General features: G+C 72.0%; 22 protein-coding genes. 12 read left to right on the forward strand and 10 right to left on the reverse strand.

What is annotated here, in order from left to right; all coding sequences use genetic code 11:
• The first annotated feature begins 82 nt into the window (after positions 1-82).
• A complete protein-coding gene (locus tag ACZ4UV_RS20285; RefSeq protein WP_467839513.1) occupies positions 83-2,389 on the forward strand; it encodes a nitrate- and nitrite sensing domain-containing protein in 2,307 nt (768 codons plus the stop codon).
• Between the two features lie 16 nt (positions 2,390-2,405).
• Here the strand turns inward: ACZ4UV_RS20285 and ACZ4UV_RS20290 are convergent, their stop codons facing one another.
• Both ACZ4UV_RS20290 and ACZ4UV_RS20295 read right to left on the reverse strand, forming a co-directional pair.
• Entirely contained in the window at positions 2,406-3,584 is a 1,179-nt protein-coding gene (locus ACZ4UV_RS20290) for an AI-2E family transporter (RefSeq protein ID WP_467839516.1), read from the reverse strand.
• A gap of 86 nt (positions 3,585-3,670) precedes the next feature.
• Positions 3,671-4,474, reverse strand: a complete 804-nt coding sequence (locus ACZ4UV_RS20295; protein WP_467839519.1) for a serine hydrolase — start codon at positions 4,472-4,474, stop codon at positions 3,671-3,673.
• Between the two features lie 288 nt (positions 4,475-4,762).
• Here ACZ4UV_RS20295 and ACZ4UV_RS20300 point away from each other — a divergent pair, with 288 nt between their 5' ends.
• Positions 4,763-6,214, forward strand: a complete 1,452-nt coding sequence (locus ACZ4UV_RS20300; protein WP_451017867.1) for a purine-cytosine permease family protein — start codon at positions 4,763-4,765, stop codon at positions 6,212-6,214.
• A gap of 122 nt (positions 6,215-6,336) precedes the next feature.
• On the opposite strand, the gene ACZ4UV_RS20305 is transcribed toward ACZ4UV_RS20300, so the two are convergent.
• A complete protein-coding gene (locus tag ACZ4UV_RS20305) occupies positions 6,337-6,858 on the reverse strand; it encodes a transglycosylase SLT domain-containing protein (protein ID WP_390044767.1) in 522 nt (173 codons plus the stop codon).
• A 392-nt stretch (positions 6,859-7,250) separates the two neighbouring features.
• Between ACZ4UV_RS20305 and ACZ4UV_RS20310 the strand changes: the two genes are divergently transcribed.
• The 3 genes from ACZ4UV_RS20310 (at position 7,251) to ACZ4UV_RS20320 (ending at position 10,936) form a co-directional block, all read left to right on the forward strand.
• Positions 7,251-7,976: a response regulator transcription factor gene (locus tag ACZ4UV_RS20310; protein WP_351495953.1), complete on the forward strand. Its 726-nt coding sequence runs from the start codon at positions 7,251-7,253 to the stop codon at positions 7,974-7,976.
• Positions 7,973-9,466 carry a sensor histidine kinase gene (locus tag ACZ4UV_RS20315; protein WP_467839523.1) on the forward strand — a complete coding sequence of 498 codons (1,494 nt, stop codon included), beginning with the start codon at positions 7,973-7,975 and terminating at the stop codon, positions 9,464-9,466. Before ACZ4UV_RS20310 ends, ACZ4UV_RS20315 begins: the two co-directional genes overlap by 4 nt.
• Before the next feature lie 147 nt (positions 9,467-9,613).
• The gene (locus ACZ4UV_RS20320; RefSeq protein ID WP_467839526.1) at positions 9,614-10,936 is read left to right on the forward strand and encodes a DUF3500 domain-containing protein; all 1,323 of its coding nucleotides are present in this window, start codon (positions 9,614-9,616) and stop codon (positions 10,934-10,936) included.
• 62 nt (positions 10,937-10,998) lie between these two features.
• On the opposite strand, the gene ACZ4UV_RS20325 is transcribed toward ACZ4UV_RS20320, so the two are convergent.
• Positions 10,999-11,853: a PaaX family transcriptional regulator gene (locus tag ACZ4UV_RS20325; protein WP_451017891.1), complete on the reverse strand. Its 855-nt coding sequence runs from the start codon at positions 11,851-11,853 to the stop codon at positions 10,999-11,001.
• A gap of 287 nt (positions 11,854-12,140) precedes the next feature.
• Here ACZ4UV_RS20325 and ACZ4UV_RS20330 point away from each other — a divergent pair, with 287 nt between their 5' ends.
• Both ACZ4UV_RS20330 and ACZ4UV_RS20335 read left to right on the forward strand, forming a co-directional pair.
• Positions 12,141-12,746, forward strand: coding sequence for a GOLPH3/VPS74 family protein (locus tag ACZ4UV_RS20330; protein ID WP_467839529.1), 606 nt, complete (start codon positions 12,141-12,143; stop codon positions 12,744-12,746).
• 70 nt (positions 12,747-12,816) lie between these two features.
• Positions 12,817-13,437 (forward strand): DedA family protein, encoded by a 621-nt coding sequence (locus tag ACZ4UV_RS20335; RefSeq protein ID WP_451017889.1) that lies wholly within the window; start codon positions 12,817-12,819, stop codon positions 13,435-13,437.
• Between the two features lie 12 nt (positions 13,438-13,449).
• Here the strand turns inward: ACZ4UV_RS20335 and ACZ4UV_RS20340 are convergent, their stop codons facing one another.
• The 5 genes from ACZ4UV_RS20340 to ACZ4UV_RS20360 all read right to left on the reverse strand — a co-directional run bounded on the left by ACZ4UV_RS20340 (position 13,450) and on the right by ACZ4UV_RS20360 (position 19,025).
• Complete coding sequence (locus ACZ4UV_RS20340) at positions 13,450-14,601, reverse strand: MFS transporter (RefSeq protein ID WP_451017895.1); 1,152 nt, start codon at positions 14,599-14,601, stop codon at positions 13,450-13,452.
• 129 nt (positions 14,602-14,730) lie between these two features.
• Positions 14,731-15,270 (reverse strand): AMIN-like domain-containing (lipo)protein, encoded by a 540-nt coding sequence (locus tag ACZ4UV_RS20345; protein ID WP_451017888.1) that lies wholly within the window; start codon positions 15,268-15,270, stop codon positions 14,731-14,733.
• Positions 15,271-15,556: 286 nt separating this feature from the next.
• Entirely contained in the window at positions 15,557-16,570 is a 1,014-nt protein-coding gene (locus tag ACZ4UV_RS20350) for a VOC family protein (protein WP_451017887.1), read from the reverse strand.
• A complete protein-coding gene (locus ACZ4UV_RS20355; protein ID WP_451017886.1) occupies positions 16,567-17,430 on the reverse strand; it encodes an alpha/beta fold hydrolase in 864 nt (287 codons plus the stop codon). The genes ACZ4UV_RS20350 and ACZ4UV_RS20355 overlap by 4 nt, the downstream gene beginning before the upstream one ends.
• 8 nt (positions 17,431-17,438) lie before the next feature.
• Positions 17,439-19,025 (reverse strand): bifunctional 3-(3-hydroxy-phenyl)propionate/3-hydroxycinnamic acid hydroxylase, encoded by a 1,587-nt coding sequence (locus ACZ4UV_RS20360; protein ID WP_451017885.1) that lies wholly within the window; start codon positions 19,023-19,025, stop codon positions 17,439-17,441.
• Between the two features lie 124 nt (positions 19,026-19,149).
• Here ACZ4UV_RS20360 and ACZ4UV_RS20365 point away from each other — a divergent pair, with 124 nt between their 5' ends.
• Together ACZ4UV_RS20365 and ACZ4UV_RS20370 are read left to right on the forward strand one after the other, a co-directional pair.
• Positions 19,150-19,818 (forward strand): TetR/AcrR family transcriptional regulator, encoded by a 669-nt coding sequence (locus ACZ4UV_RS20365; RefSeq protein WP_451017884.1) that lies wholly within the window; start codon positions 19,150-19,152, stop codon positions 19,816-19,818.
• Between the two features lie 233 nt (positions 19,819-20,051).
• A complete protein-coding gene (locus ACZ4UV_RS20370) occupies positions 20,052-21,101 on the forward strand; it encodes an amidohydrolase family protein (RefSeq protein ID WP_467839535.1) in 1,050 nt (349 codons plus the stop codon).
• A 25-nt stretch (positions 21,102-21,126) separates the two neighbouring features.
• Here the strand turns inward: ACZ4UV_RS20370 and ACZ4UV_RS20375 are convergent, their stop codons facing one another.
• Positions 21,127-21,861 carry an IclR family transcriptional regulator gene (locus ACZ4UV_RS20375; protein ID WP_451017894.1) on the reverse strand — a complete coding sequence of 245 codons (735 nt, stop codon included), beginning with the start codon at positions 21,859-21,861 and terminating at the stop codon, positions 21,127-21,129.
• A 105-nt stretch (positions 21,862-21,966) separates the two neighbouring features.
• Here ACZ4UV_RS20375 and ACZ4UV_RS20380 point away from each other — a divergent pair, with 105 nt between their 5' ends.
• Genes ACZ4UV_RS20380 through dmpG form a run of 3 tightly spaced genes read left to right on the forward strand, consistent with a single transcriptional unit; the run spans position 21,967 to position 24,757 of the window.
• Positions 21,967-22,803: a 2-keto-4-pentenoate hydratase gene (locus ACZ4UV_RS20380; protein WP_467839538.1), complete on the forward strand. Its 837-nt coding sequence runs from the start codon at positions 21,967-21,969 to the stop codon at positions 22,801-22,803.
• The gene (locus ACZ4UV_RS20385; RefSeq protein WP_467839541.1) at positions 22,800-23,741 is read left to right on the forward strand and encodes an acetaldehyde dehydrogenase (acetylating); all 942 of its coding nucleotides are present in this window, start codon (positions 22,800-22,802) and stop codon (positions 23,739-23,741) included. Before ACZ4UV_RS20380 ends, ACZ4UV_RS20385 begins: the two co-directional genes overlap by 4 nt.
• Positions 23,738-24,757, forward strand: a complete 1,020-nt coding sequence (gene dmpG, locus ACZ4UV_RS20390) for a 4-hydroxy-2-oxovalerate aldolase (RefSeq protein ID WP_467839544.1) — start codon at positions 23,738-23,740, stop codon at positions 24,755-24,757. The genes ACZ4UV_RS20385 and dmpG overlap by 4 nt, the downstream gene beginning before the upstream one ends.
• Positions 24,758-24,783: the final 26 nt, after the last annotated feature.

The raw sequence follows: 24,783 nt of genomic DNA on the forward strand, positions 1-24,783 counted from the left end.
TCGCTGGGTGTTAGAAATTGGCCACAGAACGTCGGGCTGCGCACAGCCCTGCACGCCATCCCTGTTGTGAAATGGGACGATCTTGTCCAAGTCCAGACCTCTGACCGGCAATTGGCGCGTCGCAAGACGCCTCCAGGCCATCCTGCTGATCCCGGTGCTCGTGGCGCTCGGCCTAGGCGGCCTCCGGGTGAAGAACTCGATCGACACGCTGCGGGACGCCAACGACGCGGTGCACGTGGCGGAGTTGGTGCAGGCGGCGAACGCCTACGCCAGTGACGCGATCAACGAGCGCGACGTCTCGGTCATCCCGCTCCTGCAGGGCAAGCGGGACGCCCCCGCCGTGGTGGCGGCCCGCAAGGTCACCGACGCCGACGCGAAGGCGTTCGACGCGGCGGTGGCCCGGGCACCGAAGACCGCGGGACTCACCCGGCGGATCGAGCTGGTGCGGGCGGGCGAGAAACAGCTGGCGGCGGTGCGGGCCAACGCGTTCACGGCCAAGTCGTCGGGGGTGCAGACGGAGGAGAGCTACCACGCCGTCCAGCACCCGCTGATGGAGCTCTCGAACGAACTGGGCTTCGGCAGCAACAACCAGGCGAGCTTCGGGCGGACCCTGTACGCCATCTCCCTGACCCAGGCGGCGGAGTCCCTGGTCCGCAGTATCGGCACGCACCTGCTGGTGGAGAACCGCGACGCGCTCGCCGGGGGCGAACTGCAGACCCAGCTCGGCTCGTTCAGCTCCTACGCCTACCTGGAGCAGGTGGGCCTCCAGGAGTACGCGGGCGCCGGCACCGCCGGGGACATGACCCGGCTGCGGGCGGCGCTGGCGGACGCGCAGAAGAAGGGTGCACAGCAGACGGCCGAGGCCGCCCGGAAGGCCAAGGCCGCCGGGCAGGACTTCGTCATGCCGCCGGCCCTGACGAAGATGATCAGCGAGATCGCCGCCGGGCGGACGACCGAGCAGCTGGCCGCCGAGGGCATCACACCCGAGTCGTTCTTCGCCGCCTCCGCGCTCGCCTTCGACGCCTACCGGGGCATCGAGGTGCGTCTCACCGACACCGCCCTCGCCGCTGCCCGCAGCATCGCCGCCGACGCCAGACGGGACGCGATCACCAACGGCTCCGTCGCCCTCGGCGCCGTACTCGCGGCCGTTCTCCTCGCCGCCTGGGTGGCGCGCTCGATGAGCCGGGGCATGCGCAGGCTCAGCGCCTCGGCGATGGAGATCGCCGAGCAGCGGCTGCCCGCGGTGATCACCCAGCTGTCGCAGGCCGTGCCCGGCCAGGTGGACACCAGGGTCACGCCAATCCCGATCACCACCACCGACGAGATCGGCGAGGTCGCCCGCGCCTTCGACCATGTGCACCGGGAGGCGGTCCGGCTGGCCGCCGAGCAGGCCCTGCTGCGCGGCAACGTCAACACGATCTTCACCAACCTCTCCCGCCGCAACCAGTCGCTGATCGAGCGCCAGCTCGCCCTGATCACCGACCTGGAGGAGCGCGAGGCCGACCCCGAGCAGCTGGCGAACCTGTTCAGGCTGGACCACCTGGCCACGCGGGTGCGCCGCAACGGCGAGAACCTGCTGGTGCTGGGCGGCGAGCGCCCCACCCAGCAGTGGGACCACCCGCTGCCGCTGGTCGACGTCATCCGGGCGGCGGCCTCCGAGGTGGAGCAGTACGAGCGGATCCAGCTGGAGGGCATCCCGGAGGCCGAGATCCACGGCCGCGCCGTCACCGACCTGGTGCATCTGCTCGCCGAGCTGCTGGAGAACGCCACCTCGTTCTCCTCGCCGCGCTCGACGGTCCGGGTCACGGCGACCCGGCTGCCCGACACCCGGATCATGGTCGAGATCCATGACCAGGGCATCGGCCTCGCGCCCGAGGACTTCGCGCTGATCAACCACAAGCTCGCGAACCCCCCGACCGCCGACGCCGACGTCTACCAGTACATGGGCCTGTTCGTGGTGGGCAGACTCGCCGACCGGCACGGCATCCGGGTCCAGCTGCGGCCGTCCGCCGCAGAGTCCGGCACGACCTCCCTCGTCATGCTCCCGGGCACCGTCACCTGGCGCAGCGGCACCGAGTCCGACGCCGACACGCTGGCGCTCGCGACCGTCAGGGCACGCGCCACGCCCGAGCTGGCGGCGCTGCTCGCGGACGGGCCGGCCGATCCCTTCGGCGCGCACGAGGCCTGGGACGACGGCATGCCGGCACCCCGCCCTGCCGTGCCGTCCGCTGCGCCCGCCGCGGCCGGGGTTCCCGGCCCCTCCGCCACTCCGGCCGCATCCGAGTTCGCCTCAGCGCCCGACGTCCCCGGCGCGTCCGGCGCCTCCGCGCCGTCCGGTCGTACCCGGCGCGGGTCGAAGCGCGGCCGTCGCCCCGCCAAGGAGGGCTGAGTTTCCGGCTCCCGGGTCAGGGCGGCGGCACCGGGCGCAGGGCCCGCGCCACCGACCAGACGACGGAGATGAACGGCACGGCCACGACGGCGCCGATCACCCCCGCGACGATGCTGCCCGCGATGACGGAGACGGCGACGACGAGGGGGTGCAGCCGTACCGCCCAGCTCATCACCAGCGGATGCAGCACATGCCCCTCCAGCTGGCCGATGACGACGATGAGCACGAGGACGGCGGCGGCCGTGAGCGGGCCGCGCCCGGCCAGCGCCACCACCGTGGCCACGCTCAGCGCGACCGGTGAGCCGACCAGCGGGACGAACGTGGCGAAGAACTCCAGCAGGGTGAGCGGCAGCGCGAGCGGCACCCGCAGGACGAGCAGGGCGATGCCGACGAGGACGGCGTTGGTGGCGGCCACGATGATGATGCCGCGGGTGTATCCGGCGAACGTCCGCCAGGCCGCGTGCCCCGCCCGGTCCCAGGCGCCGCGGGCGCCGACGGGCAGCAGTTCGCTGCTCGTCCAGGCCCACAGCCGTTCGCCGGAGTGGATGAAGAAGACCGAGGTGAAGAGCGCGAGCGCGCCTCCGGTGACCAGTTCGACGAGGGTGCCGAAGCCGCTGAGCGCCCTGCTCGCCAGGTTGGAGCGGTGGGCCTGGATGTAGTCGACGATCTGCTGCTGGAGGTGCGACAGGGCGCCCGGGCCGAGCCGGAAGGGCGGTCGCTGCAGCCATACCTCGATGCGGTGGATGCCGCCGCGGAACTCGTCGGCCAGCGTCGCCGACTCCTGCGCGACCGCGTTGCCCACCAGGGCCAGCAGGCCGAAGAACAGGCAGATGCTGCCGACCAGGCTCACCGCCACGGACAGCGGCCTGGGGAGCCACCGGGCCAGCAGGTCGGCGAGGGGGCGCAGTACCGAGGTGATGACCAGGGCCAGGAACACGGCGCCGGCGATCAGCTGGAAGCGGCCGAGGACGACGAAGACGCCGTAGACGACGATGCCGACCACGATGAGCCGCCAGGCGTAGGCGGCTGCGATCCGCAGGGCGGGGACCACGACCGCGCTGGCGGAGGCGGAGGCGCGCGGGTCGCGGGCCCGTTTCGGGATCCGGATCGCGCGTGCGGCCCGGCTGTACGGTGCCGCGCCGCGGCACCGGCGCGTGCGGCCCCGCCCGGCCGTCGGCCCGCCCGCACCCGCCACCCTGCCTCCCGTTGCCCGCCTCCGTCGCCTCTAGTGCACGTTAGGGGTATTTCGGGCGGCGGGCGGGTTGCGGTGGGCCAAGGGGGTCAGGGCGCGGCCGTCTCGGAGACGGCGGTGCGGACGGCTCGTTCCACCAGGTTCACGCCGTCCGGCATGGACGCGTTGCCGTCGGAGAGGACCGCGACGAGGTAGTGATGACCGCCCCTCGTGATGCGCCCGATGCTGTTGATGTCCCACCGGCCGGTCGTGGTGCGCATGAGCCAGCCGTTCTTCAGCGCCCACCCGGCGTCGGCGGCGGCGGAGACGCCCCAGGACTGGTCGGTGGCGATCTCGGTCATCAGGGTGCCGATACGGTTCCGGGACGCCGTGTCGAGGGGCGTGGCGCCGGTGCCGAAGATCGCGCGCAGCAGTCGTATCTGATCGGCGGCGGTGGTCCGGGTGAGTCCCCACAGGCCACCGGGGCCGCCCTGGGTCGAGGTCAGTCCGAGCCGTTCGTTGGCCGACGCCAGGCCGGGGGCCTCGCCGATGGCCCGCCACAGTGCGGTGGCCGCGGTGTTGTCGCTGTCGCGGATCATCACCTCCGCCTCGGCGCTCTCCCGGGCGGTGAGGGCGCGCCGGTGGTCCCGCGCGTGGAGGAGCATGGCGGCGAGGATGTCGACCTTGACGATGCTCGCCGTGTCGTACGGCGTGTCGTCGCCGTAGACGGCGGGTTCCCCGCCGACGCCGTCCAGGTCGAGGACGGCGGCGGTCACGCGGGCCGGGCCCTGCGCCTGGACGGCGGTGCGGAAGTCGGTGGTGCCGGATCCGGTGTCGGCCGCCATGGCCGCCGGCGCGGCTCCGGCGAGCAGGGTCACCACCGTGGCCACGACGGACAGGGTTCGGTTGAGCATGGCGGGAACCTTCGCAGTTCGGGTCGGGGGACACAGACCTGCGAACGTAGACAAAATGTCCGTCCTGCGACATGACCGCCGCCACGCCTGGAGCGGTTCGGGGCCGATTGTGAGCAGGGCAACAGGGCTGGCTGTGAGCAGGGCGACAAGGCCGTGTGCGGGCAGGACGACAGGTCCGCGCGATAGACGGGCCTTCCGGTGTACGGAACACGGATTCCGCAGGCCTCATCCGTATCGGTCCGGGGGAAGAATGAGGTCAGAGCGACGGACCTGGGCCTGGGAGGTGCCATGAGCACATCGGCGGAACCGCGGGTGAGCGGTCTGGAGGTCCGGTCCATCGACTACGTGCCGCTGGACGAGCGGCACGGCAAGCTGTGGCATCTGGGTCCGCTGTGGTTCATGTCCAACGCGCAGATCGCCACCCTGGCGGTGGGGCTGATCAGCATCACGGAGGGCGGCAACCTGATCTGGTCGCTGCTGGCGATCGTCGCGGGCACGCTGATCGGTACGTTCTTCATGGCGTTCCACTCGGCGCAGGGGCCGCAGCTGGGACTGCCGCAGATGATCCAGTCCCGCCCGCAGTTCGGTTACGTCGGGGCGCTGCTGGTGTGGCTGTTCGCGTACGTGCAGTACGCGGGCTTCAACGTGTTCAACACCATCCTGGCCGGGCAGGCCCTGGACACCACGATCCACGGCGGGGTGAAGCTGTGGGTGGTCGTGGTCACGGTGATCGGGCTGGTCGTGGCGCTGGTGGGGTACGACGTCATCCACAAGGCCGAGCGGTTCCTGACCTACACGTTCCTGGTCGTCTTCGGGATCTTCACCGTCGGTGTCCTGGTGACGCTGCACTACCCGGCGGGCTCCTTCGACCTCGGCGCCTTCAAGGCCACCCCGTTCCTGGCGCAGTTCGGCGTGGTCGCCGGCTACCAGATCAGCTGGGCCATCTACGTCTCGGACTACTCGCGCTATCTGCCGCCGGACGTCACCGTCCGCAAGACCTTCTACTGGACCTACTTCGGCTCGGCGCTCGGCGGCATCTGGCTGATGGTGCTGGGGACGCTGCTGGCCGGCTGGGCGGGTGACAGCTTCGACACGATCCCGTCGATCAACGCCGCCGGCGACAAGGTCTTCGACGGCTTCGGCGCGATCGTGCTGCTGTTCTCGGCGCTGGGCCTGATCTCCGTCACGGCCCTGAACATGTACGGCGGTTCGCTGACGCTGATCAGCGCCATCGACTCGTTCCGACGGGTGCGGCCGACCCTGGGCGTGCGTCTGGTCACCCTCGTGGTGACCGCGGCGCTCTCCCTGATCGGCGCCCTGGCGGCGACGTCGAACTTCCTGACGAACTTCAACAACTTCCTGTTGCTGGTGCTCTACCTGTTCATCCCGTGGACGTCCGTGAACCTGATGGACTACTACGTGGTGCGCCGGGGCCACTACGCGATCGCCGAGATCTTCAAGCCGAACGGCATCTACGGCCGCTGGGGCTGGCAGGGGATCGTCTCGTACCTGGTCGGGTTCGCCGCCATGATCCCGTTCTTCTCGGTCGGCACGCTCTATGTCGGTCCCGCCGCCAAGGCTCTCGACGGCGCCGACATCTCCCTGTTCATCGGGTTGCCGGTCTCGGCGCTGCTGTACTGGTGGCTGACCCGCTCGATCGACGTCGAGGAGGAGACCCGCATCGCCGAGGCGGAGGCCGCCGCCCTGGAACAGGCGGCACACGAGCACCGCGAGCCGTGACCGCGGCGGGCGTCAGCGGCGGGGTCCGCTCCGCTCCCGCGTGCCGGTGTCGGCCGGTCCGGCGGACGAGGGGTCTGCCGACCCCCTCGTCGACTCGTTCCTGCTACGGCACGACGGCCGGGTCAGTACGCGGAGTTGACGTTGTCGATGGAGCCGTACCGGTGGGCGGCGTAGTTGGCCGCGGCGGTGATGTTGGCGACCGGGTCGGTGACGCTGCCCGAGGTGCCGGCGACGTGGTACGCGTTGAAGGTGGGGTCGATGACCTGGAGCAGCCCCTTGGAGGGGGTGCCCTTCTTGGCGTTGACGTCCCAGTTGTTCTGGGCGCTCGGGTTGCCGCCGGACTCGCGCATGATGTTGCGCTTGAGGCCCTCGTAGCTGCCCGGGATGCCCTTGGACTTCATGATCTGCAGGGACTGCTTGATCCAGCCGTCGAGGTTGTGGGCGGAACCGGTCTGCGAGGCGGTGCGGCTGCTGTCGCCGGAGGAGGCCGTGACCGCGGTCGAGGTGTGCGCCTGCGTCATCTCGGCAGCCTGTGCGTTCGCCGGCATCAGGGTGAGGGCGGCGGCCGCGGCACCCGTCGTGACGAGGCCGGTGAGGCCGATGGTGCGCAGGCGGGCGATGCGGGTGCGGTTGATCGTGGTCATGTGAAAGCAACTCTCCGGTGGGGGACGGCGTCGGCGCCGGCCGCGGTGGGCGGCGGCGGTGGGCGGAGCCCGTACTACCGGCGGGAGTGGGCGGGCCCGGCGTGATCCGCTCGGCCCGTCGCCCGTCTCCCGGCGACGACAGCAATGGTTAGCGGTCGGCGGAGCGGGCCGCAATGATGTGACGTACTACCCGACTTAAGAACTAATGAACGCAATGCCCCTTTTGGGCATCTTTTCGCCAGTTCAGGGCGCTCCGTTCCTACGACGGCGGATAGGATGTGATCTGGCTCCTATGGGGGGTGTCACGCGTCCGGGGCCCTTTCGCGGGGTCCGCGGCACGGTCGCCGCGGGCTCCACAGCTCTCGTACAGGCCGCCGCGAGAGCATCCGTCCATGCCTGACACCCCCACACCGGCACCGGGCGCGATCCGGGTGCTGATCGTCGACGACGAGCCCGAGCTGACCGAACTGCTCTCGGTCGCGGTCAGCGCGGCGGGCTGGCAGCCGTACGTGGCCCGCAACGGGTACGGCGCGCTGCGCACCGCCCGTGCCTGCGGACCGCACGCCGTCGTGCTGGACGGCATGCTGCCCGACCTGGACGGGATCCAGGTGCTGCGCCGGCTCCGGTACGAGAACGCCAGGCTGCCGGTGCTGATGCTGACCGCCCGGGACGCGGTGGAGCACCGCCTCGACGGGCTCGCCACCGGCGCCGACGACTACGTGACCAAGCCCTTCTCCCTGGAGGAGGTGATGCTCCGGCTGCGCGGGCTGCTGCGCCGCTCCGGGGCGGGCGAGGTCGCCGCGGAGGAGGGGGTACGGGTCCTCGGCGACCTGGTGCTGGGTGAGCGGACCCGCGAGGTGCGCCGGGGCGGCACGCCGATCTCGCTCACCGCGAAGGAGTTCGACCTGCTGCGGTTCCTGATGGACCACCCCCGCCAGGTGCTCAGCAAGACGCAGATCCTCGACCACGTGTGGAACAGCTCGTTCGACGGCGGCGGGAACCTGGTGGAGGTGTACGTCTACGGCCTGCGCGCGAAGATCGACAAGGAGCGCCGGCCGATGATCCACACCGTGCGCGGCGCCGGGTACGTCATCAGAGCGGCGGACGACGAGGGATGACCGCCGTCGGACGGGCCCTGGCCCGGCTGCGCGGGCGCTCGCTGCGGGCCCGGATGGTCCTCGTCCACTCCCTCACCCTGGCCGCCGTGTGCACGGCGATGGCCGTGGCGACCGTGCTCGTCCAGCGCTACTACCTGATCAGGGACCTGGACCAGCGGGTCACCGACGCCGCCGAGCACAGCCAGGGCGGCCGGGAGCACGCACCGGCCGGTGCGAACCTCGGCTTCCTCAACGAGCGCGGCCAGCACACCGGCACCCTGGCCGCGCTGATGGACGGCGAGAAGATCGCCACGGCCGAGGTGGTGACCGACGACGGCCCGCGCTCCCTGACCGCGGCCCAGTGTGCCGCCCTCGACGGCATCCCGGCCGACGGGACCCTGCGTACCCGGACCGTCCCGGGCCTGGGCAGCTACCGGCTGACGGCGGTCAGCGAGGACGGCACCACCATGCTGGCCGGGCTGCCCGTGGACGGCGTGCAGCGGATGATCGACTCCCTGGTCGTGATCGAGGCCGGCATCGCCGGGGTCGGGCTGGTACTGGCGGGTTCCGTGTCGGCCGTGGCGGTCCGGCGTCAGCTGCGGCCGCTGCGGCGGGTCGCCGCCACCGCCGTGGAGGTCTCGCACGCACCGCTCGACCGGGGCGAGGTGAGCGGGCTCACCCGGGTGCCGGCGCCGGACACCGATCCGGGCACCGAGGTCGGCCAGGTCGGCGTCGCGCTGAACCGGCTGATCGACCACGTGGAGTGGTCCCTGTCGGAACGGCAGCGCGCCGAGGAGCACATGCGGCGCTTCCTCGCCGATGCCAGCCACGAGCTGCGCACCCCGCTCGCCTCGATCGCCGGATACGCCGAGCTGATGCTGACGGGCGTGGACTCCCGGAAGATCGAACCCGAGCTGGCCTGGCGCCGGGTCTCGGACCAGTCGGCGCGGATGACGGGGCTGGTGGAGGACCTGCTGCTGCTCGCCCGGCTGGAGGAGGGCAGACCGCTGGAGGCCGCCGAGGTGAACCTGGCGACCCTGGTCGGGGACGCGGTGTGGGACGCCCGCGCGGCAGGGGCGGACCAACACTGGCAGCTGGTGCTCTGCCTGGACGCGCCCGCCACGGTGACCGGCGACCCGTCCCGGCTGCACCAGGTGGTGGCCAACCTGCTGGCCAACGCCCGGGTGCACACCCCCGCCGGGACCCGGATCACCGTCACCGCGGAGACGGCCGACGGGCACTGTGCGATCCGGGTGCGCGACGACGGCCCGGGTGTCCCGGCCGATCTCCTGCCGACGGTCTTCGACCGCTTCACCCGGGGCGACGCCTCCCGCTCCCGCGCCCCCGGCGCCGCGGGCGGGGCGGGTCTCGGGCTGGCCATCGCGGCCGCGATCACCCAGGCGCACGGCGGCCGCGTGGAGGTGGACAGCGCACCCGGCCGCACCGAGTTCACCGTCACACTGCCGCTCGCGGACGCCGTCGCCGCGCACATCTCCCTGAAGCCTTCCTGAATCCTCAGCTTCCTCACATAACCCCAGGTCGACGATCTCCTCCGGGCCCGTGTGGGCAACTCGGTTCAGCGCAGCCTCAGTTAGGCGCAGCAGGCTGGTCGTCCGGTGGCCGTCCACGCGGGACGCGCCCATGACGAAGGGAGCCGCATGCCCGAGATCGACGCCGGTGGGGGTCCGGAGCGGGTACCGGAGCAGCCCGAGGCGAGTCGCCGCAACTTCATGCGCAAGGTGTTCTTCGCGTCCGGGGCGACGGCCCTCGTGACGATGGGCAGCGCGGGGGCCTGGACAGCGCTCGCCGACGACGGCACGGGCACCGCCGACGCCTCGGCGAGCCCCTCCCCCAGCGGTGCGCCGAGCGGCGGTCCGGGCGGGGGCGCCGGGGGTCCGGGCAACCAGTCGCTGACGGAGGAGTTCTTCGGTCTGACGACGGACGGCAAGCGGATCGACGACCTGTTCACGGTCCACTCGACCAGGGTCGACACGGCCCCCGTCATCAGCGCCGCGAACGCCTTCCTGGCCGGGCTGACCGACACCCAGAAGACCGCGACCCAGTTCACGGTCCACTCCACCGAGTGGCGGCTGTGGAGCAACGTCGACTCCTACAGCCGGCAGGGCGTGTCGCTCGCGGACCTCACCGACACGCAGAAGGACCTGGGGACGGCCCTGCTGAAGGCCGCGCTCAGCGCGGACGGCCTGGAGACCACGGAGAGGATACGGAAGATCAACCAGGCGGCCGGCGAGGCGATCGGCAACACCGCCTCGTTCAACGAGGACGCCTACTACTGGACCCTGATGGGCACCCCCTCGGACAGCGAGCCCTGGGGCTTCCAGTTCGACGGCCACCACTGCGTCGTCAACTACTTCGTCCTCGGTGACCAGGTCGTCATGAGCCCCTGCTTCTGGGGCTCCGAGCCGACCTCCATGGAGATCGACGGCGAGACGGTCACCGTCTGCCACGAGGAGGTGCTGGCGAGCCTCGCGTTCGTCGGCTCGCTCACCGCCGACCAGCAGGCGGTCGCGATCGTCTCCGCGACCAAGACCAGCGAGTCGATGAAGGCCGGCGCCTTCTCCGACAACGCGGTCCAGGCCTACGAGGGCCTGCGCGGCAACGCCCTCGGCGGCGCGCAGAAGCAGAAGCTCCTCGGCATCGTCGAGGCGTTCGTCGACCGGGCCAGGGCGGACGCGGCGAAGGTGCGGATGGCCGAGGTGCGGGCGCATCTCGACGACACGTACGTGACGTGGGCCGGCGGCACGGGCGCGGACGACGCGTTCTACGTCCGGGTGCACAGCCCGGTGGTCTGGGTCGAGGTCGACTGCCAGGCGCCCGGCCCGCTGCGCGGCGCCTACGGCGGCACCGAGGGCGTCCCGACCCAGATGCACGTGCACTCGATCATCCGCACGCCCAACGGCAACGACTACGGAAAGGAACTGCTCCGCCAGCACTACCTGACGTCACCGCACCACCGGTAGGCCCTCCCCCGCGGGCTTCCACCGCAGGTGGACGCTCCAGGTCGGCGCGGGCGCCGTGCGCCCTAACAGGTGTGGACGACCGACAGGGCGTGGGCGCCTGCGGGCCCCCGGAGGGTCCTGTCCAGCTCCTCGACGAGCGCGCCGGCGGTGTCGCCGGTCCAGCCCGGCGGCAGCAGGGACAGCGGGAGCCCGGGATCACGGTACGGGAGCCGGCGCCACTCGGTGAGCATCGGCAGATGGATCCCGAACGCCTCCCGGGCCGGGATCGCGCCCGCCGCCGCGCGCTCGCGCACCGGCCGGTACCGCTCCAGGAAGTCCGCGTAGAGCGTGGTGAGCCCGTCGAGGTCCCACCACTCGCGGACCTTCGCCGACAGGTCACCGAAGGCGAAGTGCTCGCCGGTGAAGATGTCCACGTACGGCGTCAGCCCGAGGCGTTGCAGGGTGCGGCGGGTCTCGTCGGCCAGGATGCCGGGCGCCACCCACACGCCGGGGGCCGCGGTGCCGAAGCCCAGCCGGGTCAGGGCGGTGCGCAGGGCGTGGCGCTTGTCGCGCTCGGACTCCGGCACGGAGAACACGACGACGAGCCAGCCGTCGCCGGCCGCGGCCCGGTTCCGTTCGAACACGCGCACGTCCCCGTCCTCCAGCACCTCCGGCGTGCCCGCGGAGACGGCGTACCCGGCGGCGCCCTCGTGGCGCTCACCACGCAGCACCCCGCGCCGCTTCAGCCGGGAGACCGCCGAGCGTACGGCCTGGCCCTCCACGCCGAGGTCGGCCATCAGGCGTATCACGGCGGCGACGGAGAGCCAGTTGTGCTCGCCCCGGGCATACAGCGCGAAGAGGGTGACGATGAGCGGGCCCAGCCGGCTGTCCCGGCCACCCGTGCCGACGGCCGACGACGGCTCGACCTGCGCTGTCACGCCCACCCGCCTCCGGCCGAAGTCACCCTTCTGATCGCGCAGCAGCCTACCGCGCGTGCGGGAGCCGCAGCCGCGGTGCGGCTCCCTGCCTCGGGCCCTGCCCCGCACGTCGTGCTGCGGGTCGGCTGCCGACGGCACATGGTGGTGGTACGGCACGGGCGGGGGCGTCCGGCCGGGCATCGTGTCCACCGGCGCGGTCGTTGTCCCTGACACCTCTAGATACCTCTGATACCTCTAGTGCTTCAGATAGCTCTGGTGCCTTCGTCGCCTCTGTTGGGGAGTCCGTCATGACCACACCCCGGGACCTGTTCCTCGTCACCGTGTACGACGCCGCCGCGCGGCCCGTCGAGCAGGGTGACCTCTCGCTGGCGCTCGCGGGAGCCGAACTGGTCGATCTCATCGACGCCGGGGCGGTCACGCTCGACGGCGAGCTCATCGTGCCCGCACCGGCGGGCGGGACGGTCGACCGGCTCCTCGACGAGGCTGCGGCGGCGCTGCGGCGGGAGACGCCGTACGAGTCGGTCGAGGACTGGCTGTGGCGGCGGGGCCGCGGCCTGGGCGCCGCCTATCTGGACGCCCTGGAGGCGGACGGGACCGTGGCCCAGCAGCGGCGGCGCTGGCTGCCGCTGCCGACCGGGCGGACGGAGGCCGCCGACTCGCCCGAGCGCGCGCAGGCGCACGAGCGCTGGGCGTCGGGTGAGCCGGTGCTCGCCGCCCTCGCGGCCGCGGTGGGGATCCGGGACGAGGCGGCCAAGGACCTCGCGAGTGCGGTCTCCGACGCGATCGTGACGGTGGTGGCCGCCGTGGACGACGCCGTGACGGAACTGGCCGCCGTACGCCAGCGCAGGGAGATCGAGGACGCGGCCTTCGACAACGTCTGGCGCGGCCTGTAACGGCAGCCCTCCGGCTCCCCGGGGTTCCTGCCCGGACCTTCCGACCGCGTCGGCCGCGTACGGTGGGGGCATGGCGCCGCCGCTCCCGGGCCCGCTGGCTCATCTGGCCCCGCTGCTCACCCACTACGGCTACTGGGCCGTCGGTGCCGTGGTCCTGGTGGAGGACTTCGGAGTCCCCGCCCCGGGGGAGACCATCCTGATCGCCGCGGGCATCTACGCGGGGGCCGGACAACTGAACAGCGTGGCCGTCGCGGTCATCGCGTTCGCCGCCGCCGTGGCCGGGGACAACATCGGCTATCTGATCGGCCACACCGGCGGCCGGGCCTTCGTGCACCGCTGGGGACGCTATGTGTTCCTGACCCCGGAGCGCTTCCGGACGGCCGAGCAGTTCTTCACCCGCCATGGCGGCAAGATCGTCGCGGTGGCCCGCTTCGTGGAAGGGCTCCGCCAGGTCAACGGCATCATCGCGGGCACCAGCGGTATGCCCTGGCGCCGTTTCCTGGTCTTCAACGCCCTCGGCGCGGCACTGTGGGTCGGCCTGTGGGCGAGCCTCGCCTATGTGACGGGCACCCACATCACCGCCGTCTACGACACGATCAGCCGCTACCAGCTGTACGCGCTCATCGCCCTCGGCGTGCTCGTCGCCGCGCTCGTCCTGCGGCACCTCCTGCGCCGCCGGCGCCTGGACTGACCGGGAGACCGTTCACCTTTCCGGCTCGCCCCCGGGTACGGCCGGCACCGTCCGACGGCGGACGAGCGCGACCACCGCGCCCAGCCCGGTCAGGACCGCGAGCGCCCCGTAGCCGTAGGTGAGCGAGGCGAGCCAGGCGACCGCGGCGACGAGCAACGGGCCCCCCGCGTCGCCGAGTTCGCGGCCAAGCTCGGCGGCACCCATGGTCTGCCCCAGTCGTTCGGCGGGAGTGCTCGCGGCCAGCGCGGCGAAGCCGAGCGGGGTGATCAGCCCGGTACCGGCGCCGATCAGGGCGGCCCCGACGAGGATGCCGGTCAGTCCCGGCAGCATCGCGCAGGCCAGCCCCACGGCGGTGACCGACAGTCCCGCGGCGAGGCCGGTGCGCGTGGTCAGGCGCCCGTCGTCCAGGGCGCGTCCGGCGCGTGGCTGGACCACTGCGGCGGTCGCGGCGAGCAGCGAGACGGCGGCGCCGGTGGCGACCGTGTCCAGCCCGGCGGCGCGGCCGGAGACGGGCAGGAAGCCGACCCCGACCGAGAGTGCCGCGGTGGCGGCGGCCAGCGCGGAGGTGGGGGCGAGGAACGCCGGGTCGGCGAGCCGACGGGCCAGGTCGAGGACCGTCTGGCGGGCTTTGGACAGCGGCGGTACGGCGGGTACGGCGAGCGCGGCCCATACGGCGACCGCCGCCCCCAGCACCGCGAGGACGGCGAACAGCAGTCGCAGTCCGCCGACCCGGACCAGCACTCCGCCGAGCAGCGGGCCGAGGGTGTAGCCGATGGACTTGTAGAAGCCGTAACCGCCGAAGGCACGGCCGTGCTTGGCGGCCGGGTTGAGGCGGGCGACCAGGGCGGAGGCCGACGGCGAGAAGGCGGAGGCCGCGGCCCCCTGCCCGAGGCGCGCGGCCCAGAGCCAGCCGGGGCTGTCGGCGGCGACGTACAGCGCGGACGCGACGGCGAAGGACACCAGCCCGCCGAGCAGGACCGGACGGGCGCCGATCCGGTCGGCGAGGGTGCCGAACACCGGCTTCAGCAGCACCTCGGCGCCGTCGTACAGCGCGAGCAGCCCGCCCAGCACCAGCAGCGAGATGTGCGCCTCGCCGCCGAGGCTCGCGGCGATGCCGTGCGCCCCGAAGGCGGTGGTGAACCCCGCGGCGTACAGCGGCCACATCTGCCGCTCCGGCGCGGGCCGCGCGGTCACCGCCACCTCCGGTGTCTGCACTCCGGCCTCACCCGCTTCCAGCACCTGCGTCCCGCCGACCAACGTACCCGGGGGAGATCGCTCCCCGCCCGTACGGGGTCACCAGGTGTGAGCCACGTCCACCACGAGGTGGTTGGCCGTCTGGAAGACCCGGAACGGCAGCCGGGCACGGACGCCCAGGCCCGCCTGGGTGTACCCCTCCGAGCCACCCGTGACCTTGAACTCCCGGAACGTCCGGTACCCGGTGACGTCGACGGCCGGAAGCGGCGGGTAGGGCACTCCGGTCGCCGGGTCGTAGCGCGGAGCGAACAGCGAGATCTCCAGAATGGCTCCGCCCTTGATCGGCACCACGGCGTCGGACGGGTCCTGGTGCAGTACGTCGACGTAGCGGACGGTGTAGCCGATCGGGTCGGCCGACGTGCCCTGGGCGTCGAAGACCAGCCGGTCGAAGCACTCGTGCTGTCCGGTCCGCACGTCGGTCAGCCGCCTGGAGGCGACAGCGTCACCGGTCTTGTCCAGGCTTCCCCACGTCACGGCACAGTCGACGGCCGTCGGCGCGGCCGTCGCCGGAACCGCGCCGGCCAACAGCCCGCCGCCCGCCAGCATCATCGCGGCCAGTGCAGTACCTATTCGTCGCATGGCTACCCCCCAGCAGCTCGCGTAGGTGTGTGTCTGTTCAGACCGGCGGCCCTCCGAAAGGTTGTACGTGGCGGAGAAGTCCTTTTCAGCCCGGTTCCAGTACGAGGTCGTACTCGGCCGGCAGGTACGGAACTTCGAGCGTGCTGCCATCAGGAGCCGTGCCGCCACCCGGAGAAATGATGAACTCATCAGAATTGCGTGACGACGACTCCGGCCGGAAGGCGGCGCGGCATGACACGGCCGGGCCGGACCGGTGACGGGAACGGGAACGGTCCGGCCCGGAAGGTCAGTCGTCGGGGATGCCGGCGCCGCTGAGCGCGGGAACGGTCCGCTCGGGGCGGGCCAGAGAGCGGGCGCCGAGGCGGAACTGGTCGAGCTTGTCGACGATGGTCTGGCCGACCGGCTTGTGGCCCCAGATGCTGATGCCCTGGTGGGTGGAGGGCTCCCAGGTGGTTTCGTCGACGACGATCGGGTTCCAGCCGACCTCCCACTCGAAGCCCGAGGGGGTGCGGGCGTAGTAGGAGAGCTCCTTGTCGTTGGTGTGCTGTCCCACGGACAGGGCCATGTCGAAGCCGAGCCGGTGCACCCGTTCATAGCTCTGGGCGACGTCGTCCAGGCCGGCCGCCTGGATGTTCAGGTGCTGCACCCGGGTGCGGATCGGGTCGATCGGCAGGCCCCGGACCGAGGCGATCGCCACCGAGTGGTGGCGCTCGTTGACCCGCAGGAAGCGGATCTTGAGCTTGACGCCGCTGATGGTCTCGTCGATGTAGTCGGTCAGCCGGGCGTCGAAGACCGTGTTGAAGTAGCCCCGCATCAGGGCCGGTCTGGCCGAGGTGATCGCGACGTGCCCCATGCCGGAGTCTCCGGTGACCCATCCGGACGAGAGCATCCGCAGGGGTTCGGCCGAGGTGACCGGGGTCGTGCAGATCTCCTGGACGATCCCCTTGGGGCCCTGGAAGCGCAGCAGACGTTCGACACCGCGCTGCCGTGCCTCTTCGGCGCTGCCCGCCACGACGGGGACGCCGTGGGCGCGGACGCGGGCCTCGATCCGCTCGAAGGTGGTGTGGTCGTCGACGTGCCAGCCGGTAGCGACCACGTCCTCGGCCGGTCCACGCCGCAGCAGGAAGCGGCACTCCTGCTCGTCGAGGCGGAACCGCATCAAGCCGATGTCGAGTTGGTCGCAGTGCATGCCGATGGCGTCCTCACCGAAGCGGCGCCAGTCGGCGAAGCGGTTGGTCTCGATGACGATGTGACCCAGGTGGACCGCACCGAAGACCGAGGACGCGTCGTAGTCGTTCACCGGCGGCCCGCCAGGAAGCCGGCGCAGAGGTGGTTGAAGAGGTCGGCGCGCTCCCACTGGACCCAGTGGCCGGTGTTGGCCACCTCGTAGAGGTCGCAGTCGGGCATGCGGCCGGCCAGCATCCGACCGCCGGTGGGCCGGTTGACCTTGTCGGCGCCACCCCACAGGACCAGCGTGGGAACGGCCAGCCGGCTCAGCCGCTTGTCACGGGTGAAGTCCATCTTCCACAGGGCGGCCGCCGACTTGGGGCGCCGCAGGGGTGGGTCGGCGACGACCTCCGGATCGATGCTGTCCCGGTAGCGCGCGTCGATGACCGACTCGGGCACCTGGGCCGCGTTGAAGACCAGGTAGTCGCGGACGAACCGCTCCAGCTTCAGCCGCGAGGGCCCGTCCCCGGTGTAGTAGTTCAACAGGGCGTTCAGCCCCGGCGTGGGCAGGGCGCGGGTGGTGCCGATGCCGCCGGGGCCCATCAGGACCATGCGGTCGACCCGGTCGGGGGTGTCCAGGGCGAGCCGCAGGGCGCAGGCGCCACCGTAGGAGTTGCCCACCAGGTGCGCCTTGTCCAGGCCGAGACGGTCCAGCAGGCCGCGGATGCCGGTGGCGAGGGCCCCGAACGGGTCGGTGAGGTCGATACCCTTGGTGCTGCGACCGTAGCCGGGCAGGTCGGGGACGATGACCCGGAACTCCTTCGCCAGCTCGGCGATGTTGCGCGAGTAGTTGGAGACCCCGGAAGCGCCGGGGCCGCCGCCGTGCAGCAGCAGGACGGGCGGGCCGTCACCGGTCTCCGCGACGAAGATCTTCCTGCCGCCGACGTCGAGCAGCGACTCCTGCATCGGGGGCGGTGCCGCGTGTGTGGTCATGGCGGTCCTCACGAAAGGGTCGGGACGGTCGCGCCCGCAAGCGGCGCGAACCCGGTGGGCGGCTGCGGGAGGGGGGAGCCCGGTCCGGCGGCGGCGTAGACGTAGGCGTCGGGGCGCAGGGCGACGGTGGCCGCACCGTGTCCGGTCAGCCAGGGCAGCAGCACCCCCTCGCTGTCGACGACCGCGCCCTCGGCCGGGCGGGAGCCGGCCGGCAGCACGGCCAGCGAGGACACACCGGCGCGATCCCACGGCACCTGCGGGCGGGACAGTCCGACGTGCAGCAGCAGCCAGCGGCCGGCGAGCACGTCGTCCAGGCGCACGCGGGTTCCGGAAGGGTCGGTGACCCAGGGCTGCGGGAGCTGCTTCCCGACGGCTTTGGTGCGCGGGCCGGCCTGGAACCCCCTGGCGTAGTGGGCGACCGGTATCCAGTGGGAGTCCACCAGCCGGGAGTTGAGGCCGGTCGCCCGCAGCAGCGCGCGCAACGTGGTGTCCCGGGCGCGGGCCACGGGGAGCCGTCGTTCGGTGATGATCCGGCCGACGGACACCGCACGCCGGGTGACCTCCTTGACGTGCGGCTTGCGTTCGGCCTCGTAGGAGTCGAGGAGGTTCTCGGGCAGCTCGCCGCGCAGCACGGCGGCGAGCTTCCAGCACAGGTTGGCCGCGTCGCGCACGCCGGCGGCCATGCCCTGCCCGATCCACGGCGGCATCGCGTGCGCGGCGTCGCCGGCGAGGAAGACCCTGCCCACCCGGAAGCGGGCGGCGAAGCGGACATGATGGCTGTACACGGTGGCGCGCAGGATCTTGATCTGGTCCCGGCCGATCCCGTACTCGGACACCATCGCGTGGATCGCGTCGTCGGTGGTCAGGTGCTTCTCGTCGTCACCGGGCAGGATCGGGAACTCCCAGCGGTGATGCCCGAGCGGGGTCGGGCAGTCGACCGCCGGCCGCGCCGGGTCGCAGCGGAAGCGCAGCCGGTCGTGGTCCGGCCACGGCTTGAGCATCTTCGTGTCGATGACCACCCAGCGGTCCTCGTACGTCCGCCCCTCGTAGCCGACGTTCAGCTGCGCGCGGGTGAGGCTGGAGCCGCCGTCGGCCGCGATCACGTACTTCGCGCGCAGCCGTCGTACCGAGTCGTCGGCGCCCACGACCGTCAGCTCGACGCCCTCCGCGTCCTGACGCAGCCGCAGGCACTCGTGCCGCAGCAGCACCTTCACGTTCGGGTACCGGTCGACGCCCTCGCGCAGGACCTGCTCCAGGGCCGGCTGGTAGATGAACATCTGCGGCGGATGACCATGGCCGCGCGGACTGGGGCAGGCGCTGAGGAACGTACGCCCCCGCGCGTCGACGAAGTCCAGCGGGCGCTCGGCGAGCATGTCCTGCTTGAGCCGGTCGGCCAGCCCGACGCGCTGCCAGATCCGGATGACCTCCTCGTCGGTGGAGATCGCCCGCGCCCGGGAGTAGACCTCGGCGTCCCGCTCCACCACGACGACTCTGAGGCCCGTCGCCCCCAGCAGGTTCGCCGCGGTCACACCGGTCGGCCCGTAGCCGATCACCGCCACGTCGTACGCGTCGTCCTCGGCCCTGATTTCGCTCACCGGACCACCTCACCGTCCCTGTCGCGGCTCTTGATGTAGCGTTTACTCCAATTGGAGCAACCGCTACGGTAGGTTGGATGAAGAAGGCGGTCAAGCGCCGACGACGAGGGCAGAGGCGGATTCCATGACCAGGCCGCGGACAGCGCCGAAGAAGCGCGCGAACGGCGTGGAGTCGCGGCAGCGCATCCTCGACGCGGCGGTGGAGATCGCCGGTGAGCGCGGATACGAGGGCACGTCCATAGCCGCGGTCAGCGCCAAATGCGGGCTGCCCGCCAGCTCGATCTACTGGCACTTCAAGGACAAGGACGACCTGATCGCCGCTGTCATCGAACGCAGCTTCGATGCCTGGGTCGACACCCTCGAACTCCCCGACGACAGCACCGGCACTCCGCTGGAACGCGTCCTGATCATGGCCGCCGACGTCGCGAAGTCGCTGGTCGACGCACCGGACTTCCTCCGCCTGGGTCTGATGCTCGCTCTGGAGCGGCGCCCCACCGAGCCGCTGGGCCGCAGGGTCTTCCTCCAGGTCCGCGAGGTCTCCCTGGGAAGGGTCGGGGACGTGATCAGGAGCCTGTTCCCGGATCTGGGCGAGGACGCCGTGGGGACCCTCACCACATACGCGGTCGCCGGCGCCGACGGCCTCTTCACCCACCGGGAGATCCATGGTGACGCGGTCGACCTGCCGGCGCTGTTCGAGCTGCACGCACGATCGGTGTTCGACGCGGCGGCCCGTCTGCTTCGGGGAGCCGGCGGGTCGAGGCCCGCTCCGACCCCCTCGGCCCCGTGTCGGTGACGTTCGTCCGATCCGCCCGGTCCTGGCAGCGCCCCCGGTACCCACCGGACCCGGACTCGGCTCCCGGCTCCCGGCTCCCGGCTCCCGGCTCCCGGCTCCCGGCCGATCGTTTGCAGCAGCTCCGACCCGATGCCCGAGGTGATCCGACGCCCGGGTGTCGCCTCCGACCCACCGCACGGCAAGACGCCCCACCGACGGGGCGCTCGTTCCGCCCACCCGAAAGAAGTCGCCCCATGACCACCGCGCGCCGCCGCATCGATGTCCACCAGCACCTGGTCCCAGCCCTGTACCGCGATGCCCTGGCCAAGTCCGGCATCGCCGAGGCGGGCGGCCGGGTCCTGCCCGACTGGAGCCCCGAGGCCGCCCTTGAGGTGATGGACCTGCTGGGCACCGAGACGGCGATCCTCTCCGTGTCCACCCCCGGCACGGGCTTCCTCGCCGACCGGGCCGAGGCCGCCGGCCTGGCCCGCCGTCTGAACGACTTCTGCGCGGGACTCCCCCTCGACCACCCCGGCCGCTTCGGCTGGTTCGCCACCCTGCCCATGCCCGACGCCGACGCGTCGGCGGAGGAAGCAGAGCGGGCCCTGACCGAACTCGGCGCCGACGGGGTCACCCTGCTCGCCAACAACCAGGCCACCTATCTGGGCGCCGAAGGCCAGGACGCCCTGTGGCGGACCCTCGACACGCACGGTGCCGTCGTTTTCGTCCACCCGGCCGAGCTACCCGCTCCCGCCGTCGACGGCATCCCCCCGTTCGCCGCCGACTTCCTCCTCGACACCACGCGCGCCGCCCACCTCCTGGTCCGCAACGGCATCGTGCGCCGATACCCCGGCATCCGTTTCATCCTCAGCCACGCGGGCGGCTTCGTCCCCTACGCCTCCCACCGCATGGCCGTCGCCCTCGCCGCCGACACCGGGCGCAGCCCGCTCGACATCCTCGACGACCTCCGCGGCTTCTACTTCGACACCGCCCTGTCCTCCAGCCCCGCCGCCCTGCCCACCCTGCTCGCCTTCGCCCGCCCCGGGCACGTCCTGTTCGGCAGCGACTGGCCGTTCGCCCCCACGGCCGCCGGTCAGTACTTCGCCAACGGGCTCGACGCCGAGCTCACCCCGGACGTCCGGCACGCCGTCAACCGCGCCAACGCCGAAGCCCTCTTCCCCCGTCTGGCCGACACCCCCGCAACCGCTCGCGCCACGCGTCCGCTCCCGGAGCGGCTGCGGCAATCCGCGCAGCGGGCCGGCGCCCGCCTCTTCTTCAAGCTCGTCCAGCCCGGCACCGACTGAGCCACTTGCGATGTGCACGGGCTCCTCAGTGCGGGCCGGTGCCGCCCCCGCGCAGGACCCGCGACAGGCCCAGCGCCGCCGTCCGCACCGCGGGGGCCAGCCGGGCCGGGCCGAAGCGTGCGCAGGGCACGGCCACCGAGAGGGCCGCCACCATGCTCCCGCCGGAGAACACCGGAGCAGCGATGCAGCTGACGCCCACAGCGGCCTCCTGTTCCTCGTAGGCGAGGCCCGAGACCTGGATCTTCTCCAGGGCCAGGCGCAGCCGCGCCGGGTCGGTGACCGAGTACGGCGTGAGGCTCGGCAGCGGCCGGGACAGCACCTCCTCGGCCAGCTCGGCACCGGAGAAGGCGAGCAGGGCCTTGCCGACGCCGGTGCAGCTCAGCGGCAGGCTGCCGCCGATGCGGGACGGCAGCCGGAGCGCCTCGTGGCCGTGGATGCGCTCCAGATAGACGACGTCCATGCCCTGGCGGACGCCGAGGTGGACGGTCTCGCGGGTGGCCTCGAACAGGTCCTGGAGGAACGGCAGCGCCGTCTCACGCAGATCACGCCGGTGCGGGACCAACGAGCCGAGCTCGAACAGCTTCGCACCGAGCCGGTACCGGTTGCCGGACCGCTCCAGCCAGCCCAGCCCGATCAGGTCCGCCGCCAGCCGGTGCACGGTGGGCTTGGGCAGACCGGTGAGCACGGAAAGTTCCGACAACCGGAATGGACCGCCACTCGGACTGAAGCAATCCAGGATGACCGCGGCCTTTTCCAGCATGCTGCCGCTCACGTTGTTCCGTGTCACGGAACAGAGTTTGTCGCTTTTCGAAGACCCTGTCTATATCGATGTCAACCCGCCGCCCTTCCTTCCAGGAGGTAATCCGTGCCGACCGCAACCGACGGCGTTCGTCCGGACGCCGTCCCCCCGGCCGTGGTCAAGGCCGCCGACCTGCTGGCGGAGGCCGCCCGCTCCGGGGCCGCCTGCCCGCCCGTGCGCCACCTGTTCGACGGCGGGGGCGACATGGAGACCGCCTACGCCGTGCAGCAGGTCAACGTCCGACGGGGGCAGCAGGCGGGCCGCCGGATCGTCGGCCGCAAGATCGGCCTCACCTCGCCGGCCGTCCAGCGCCAGCTCGGGGTCGACCAGCCCGACTTCGGCGCCCTGTTCGCCGACATGGCCGTGCCGGACGGCGGCCAGGTGCCCGCGGGGCGGCTGTTGCAGCCCAAGGTGGAGGCGGAGGTCGCCCTCGTCCTCGGGCGGGACCTGCCGGAACGCGAGTGCACCCTGGTGGACGTCCTGCGCGCCGTCGACTTCGCGCTGCCCGCCCTGGAGATCGTCGACAGCCGGGTCGCCGGCTGGGACATCTCGCTCGTCGACACGGTCGCCGACAACGCCTCCTGCGGTCTGTACGTCCTCGGTGGCACTCCCGTGCCGCTGGACCGGGTCGATCTGCGCGCCGTGACGATGACGATGGAGCGCAACGGCGAGGCCGCCTCCGAGGGCACCGGCGCCGCCTGCCTCGGCAGCCCGCTGAATGCGGCGGTCTGGCTGGCGTCCGCCCTCGCCGAGCGCGGCGACCCCCTGCGCGCCGGCGACCTCGTACTGACCGGTGCGCTGGGCCCGATGGCCCCCGCTGCCCCGGGCGACACGTTCGAGGCCCGCATTCCGGACCTGGGCTCCGTGCGGGTCGGGTTCGCCGAGGAAGGAGACCAGCGGTGAGCAGGACGAAGGTCGCCGTCATCGGCTCGGGCAACATCGGCACCGACCTGATGATCAAGATCCTGCGGCTGTCGGAGAGCCTGGAGATCGCCGCGATGGCCGGCATCGACCCGGACTCCGACGGCCTGGCCCGCGCCCGCCGGCTGAAAGTGACCACGACCCACGAGGGCGTCGAAGGGCTCGTGGAACTGGACGAGTTCGCCGATGTGGAGATCGTCTTCGACGCCACCTCGGCCGGCGCCCACCGCCACCACGACGAGATCCTGCGCCCCCTGGGCCGCACCCTCGTCGACCTCACCCCCGCCGCGATCGGCCCGTACGTCGTCCCGCCGGTCAACGGAACCGCCCACCTCGACGCCCCCAACGTCAACATGGTCACCTGCGGCGGCCAGGCCACCATCCCGGTCGTCGCCGCGCTGAACGCGGTCACCCCGGTCCACTACGGGGAGATCGTCGCGTCCATCGCCTCCCGCTCGGCCGGCCCCGGCACCCGCGCCAACATCGACGAGTTCACCGAGACCACCTCCTCGGCCGTCGAGAAGGTCGGCGGCGCCGCGCGCGGCAAGGCGATCATCGTCCTCAACCCGGCCGAACCACCGCTGATCATGCGGGACACCGTGCACTGCCTGGTCGCCGACTGCGCCACTGAGGACGTCACCGCGTCGATCGAGGAGATGGTCGGCCGCGTCCAGGCGTACGTGCCCGGATACCGGCTCAAGCAGAAGGTGCAGTACGAGAAGGTCGCCGCCGACGACCCGCTGCGCACCCTCGCCCCCGGCACCGACGAGCCCCTCAAGGTGTCGGTCTTCCTGGAGGTCGAGGGCGCCGCCCACTACCTGCCCGCCTACGCCGGAAACCTCGACATCATGACCTCGGCCGCGCTGCGCACCGCGGAACGCATGGCCGCCCACCGCTCCGCCGAGAGGGCCGCGCGATGACCCGTCTGTACATCCAGGACGTGACCCTGCGGGACGGCATGCACGCCGTCCGGCACCGCTACACCGTCGCCCAGGCCCGCGCCATCGCCGCCGCCCTGGACGCCGCCGGTGTGACCGCCATCGAGATCGCCCACGGCGACGGACTGGCCGGCTCCAGCATCAACTACGGCGTCGGCGCCCACACCGACTGGGAGTGGATCGAGGCCGTCACCGACGCCACGCACCACGCGGTGCCCACCACGCTGCTGCTGCCCGGCATCGGCACCCTGCACGACCTCAGGCAGGCCCACACCCTGGGCATCCGCTCGGTCCGCATCGCCACCCACTGCACCGAGGCCGACATCTCCGCCCAGCACATCGCCGCCGCCCGCGACCTGGGTATGGACGTCGCCGGCTTCCTGATGATGTCCCACATGGCCGAACCGGCCGAACTCGCCCGGAACGCCAAGCTCATGGAGTCCTACGGCGCGCACTGCGTCTACGTCACCGACTCCGGCGGCCGCCTCACCATGGACGGCGTCCGCGACCGCTTCCGCGCTTACCGGGACGTCCTCGACCCGGCCACCGAGCTGGGCATCCACGCCCACCACAACCTCGCCCTCGGCGTCGCCAACAGCGTGATCGCCGTCGAGAACGGCGCCGTACGCGTCGACGCCTCGCTCGCCGGACAGGGCGCGGGCGCCGGCAACTGCCCGCTGGAGGCGTTCGTCGCGGTCGCCGACCTGATGGGCTGGAAGCACGCCTGCGATCTGTTCCCGCTCATGGACGCCGCCGACGATCTCGTACGGCCGCTGCAGGACCGCGAGGTACGGGTCGACCGCGAAACCCTCAGCCTCGGCTACGCCGGCGTCTACTCCAGCTTCCTGCGCCACGCCGAGACCGCCGCGGCCCGCTACGGCCTCGACACCCGCACCATCCTGGTCGAGGTCGGCCGACGCGGCATGGTGGGCGGCCAGGAGGACATGATCACCGACATCGCGCTGGACCTGGTGGCACGAGCGGAGGCCACGGCGTGAACCGGCCGGTGCCCGGCCTTTCTCCG

This window comes from Streptomyces sp. NPDC028289, assembly GCF_055565975.1.

What these genes read in the sequence shown, in the direction of transcription:
- ACZ4UV_RS20295 (WP_467839519.1), bottom strand. Translation starts at nt 4,474, where the DNA reads ATGCTCAACCGAACCCTGTCCGTCGTGGCCACGGTGGTGACCCTGCTC.
- ACZ4UV_RS20300 (WP_451017867.1), top strand. Translation starts at nt 4,763, where the DNA reads ATGAGCACATCGGCGGAACCGCGGGTGAGCGGTCTGGAGGTCCGGTCC.
- ACZ4UV_RS20305 (WP_390044767.1), bottom strand. Translation starts at nt 6,858, where the DNA reads ATGACCACGATCAACCGCACCCGCATCGCCCGCCTGCGCACCATCGGC.
- ACZ4UV_RS20310 (WP_351495953.1), top strand. Translation starts at nt 7,251, where the DNA reads ATGCCTGACACCCCCACACCGGCACCGGGCGCGATCCGGGTGCTGATC.
- ACZ4UV_RS20315 (WP_467839523.1), top strand. Translation starts at nt 7,973, where the DNA reads ATGACCGCCGTCGGACGGGCCCTGGCCCGGCTGCGCGGGCGCTCGCTG.
- ACZ4UV_RS20320 (WP_467839526.1), top strand. Translation starts at nt 9,614, where the DNA reads ATGCCCGAGATCGACGCCGGTGGGGGTCCGGAGCGGGTACCGGAGCAG.
- ACZ4UV_RS20330 (WP_467839529.1), top strand. Translation starts at nt 12,141, where the DNA reads ATGACCACACCCCGGGACCTGTTCCTCGTCACCGTGTACGACGCCGCC.
- ACZ4UV_RS20335 (WP_451017889.1), top strand. Translation starts at nt 12,817, where the DNA reads ATGGCGCCGCCGCTCCCGGGCCCGCTGGCTCATCTGGCCCCGCTGCTC.
- ACZ4UV_RS20340 (WP_451017895.1), bottom strand. Translation starts at nt 14,601, where the DNA reads ATGTGGCCGCTGTACGCCGCGGGGTTCACCACCGCCTTCGGGGCGCAC.
- ACZ4UV_RS20345 (WP_451017888.1), bottom strand. Translation starts at nt 15,270, where the DNA reads ATGCGACGAATAGGTACTGCACTGGCCGCGATGATGCTGGCGGGCGGC.
- ACZ4UV_RS20355 (WP_451017886.1), bottom strand. Translation starts at nt 17,430, where the DNA reads ATGACCACACACGCGGCACCGCCCCCGATGCAGGAGTCGCTGCTCGAC.
- ACZ4UV_RS20365 (WP_451017884.1), top strand. Translation starts at nt 19,150, where the DNA reads ATGACCAGGCCGCGGACAGCGCCGAAGAAGCGCGCGAACGGCGTGGAG.
- ACZ4UV_RS20370 (WP_467839535.1), top strand. Translation starts at nt 20,052, where the DNA reads ATGACCACCGCGCGCCGCCGCATCGATGTCCACCAGCACCTGGTCCCA.
- ACZ4UV_RS20375 (WP_451017894.1), bottom strand. Translation starts at nt 21,861, where the DNA reads ATGCTGGAAAAGGCCGCGGTCATCCTGGATTGCTTCAGTCCGAGTGGC.
- dmpG (WP_467839544.1), top strand. Translation starts at nt 23,738, where the DNA reads ATGACCCGTCTGTACATCCAGGACGTGACCCTGCGGGACGGCATGCAC.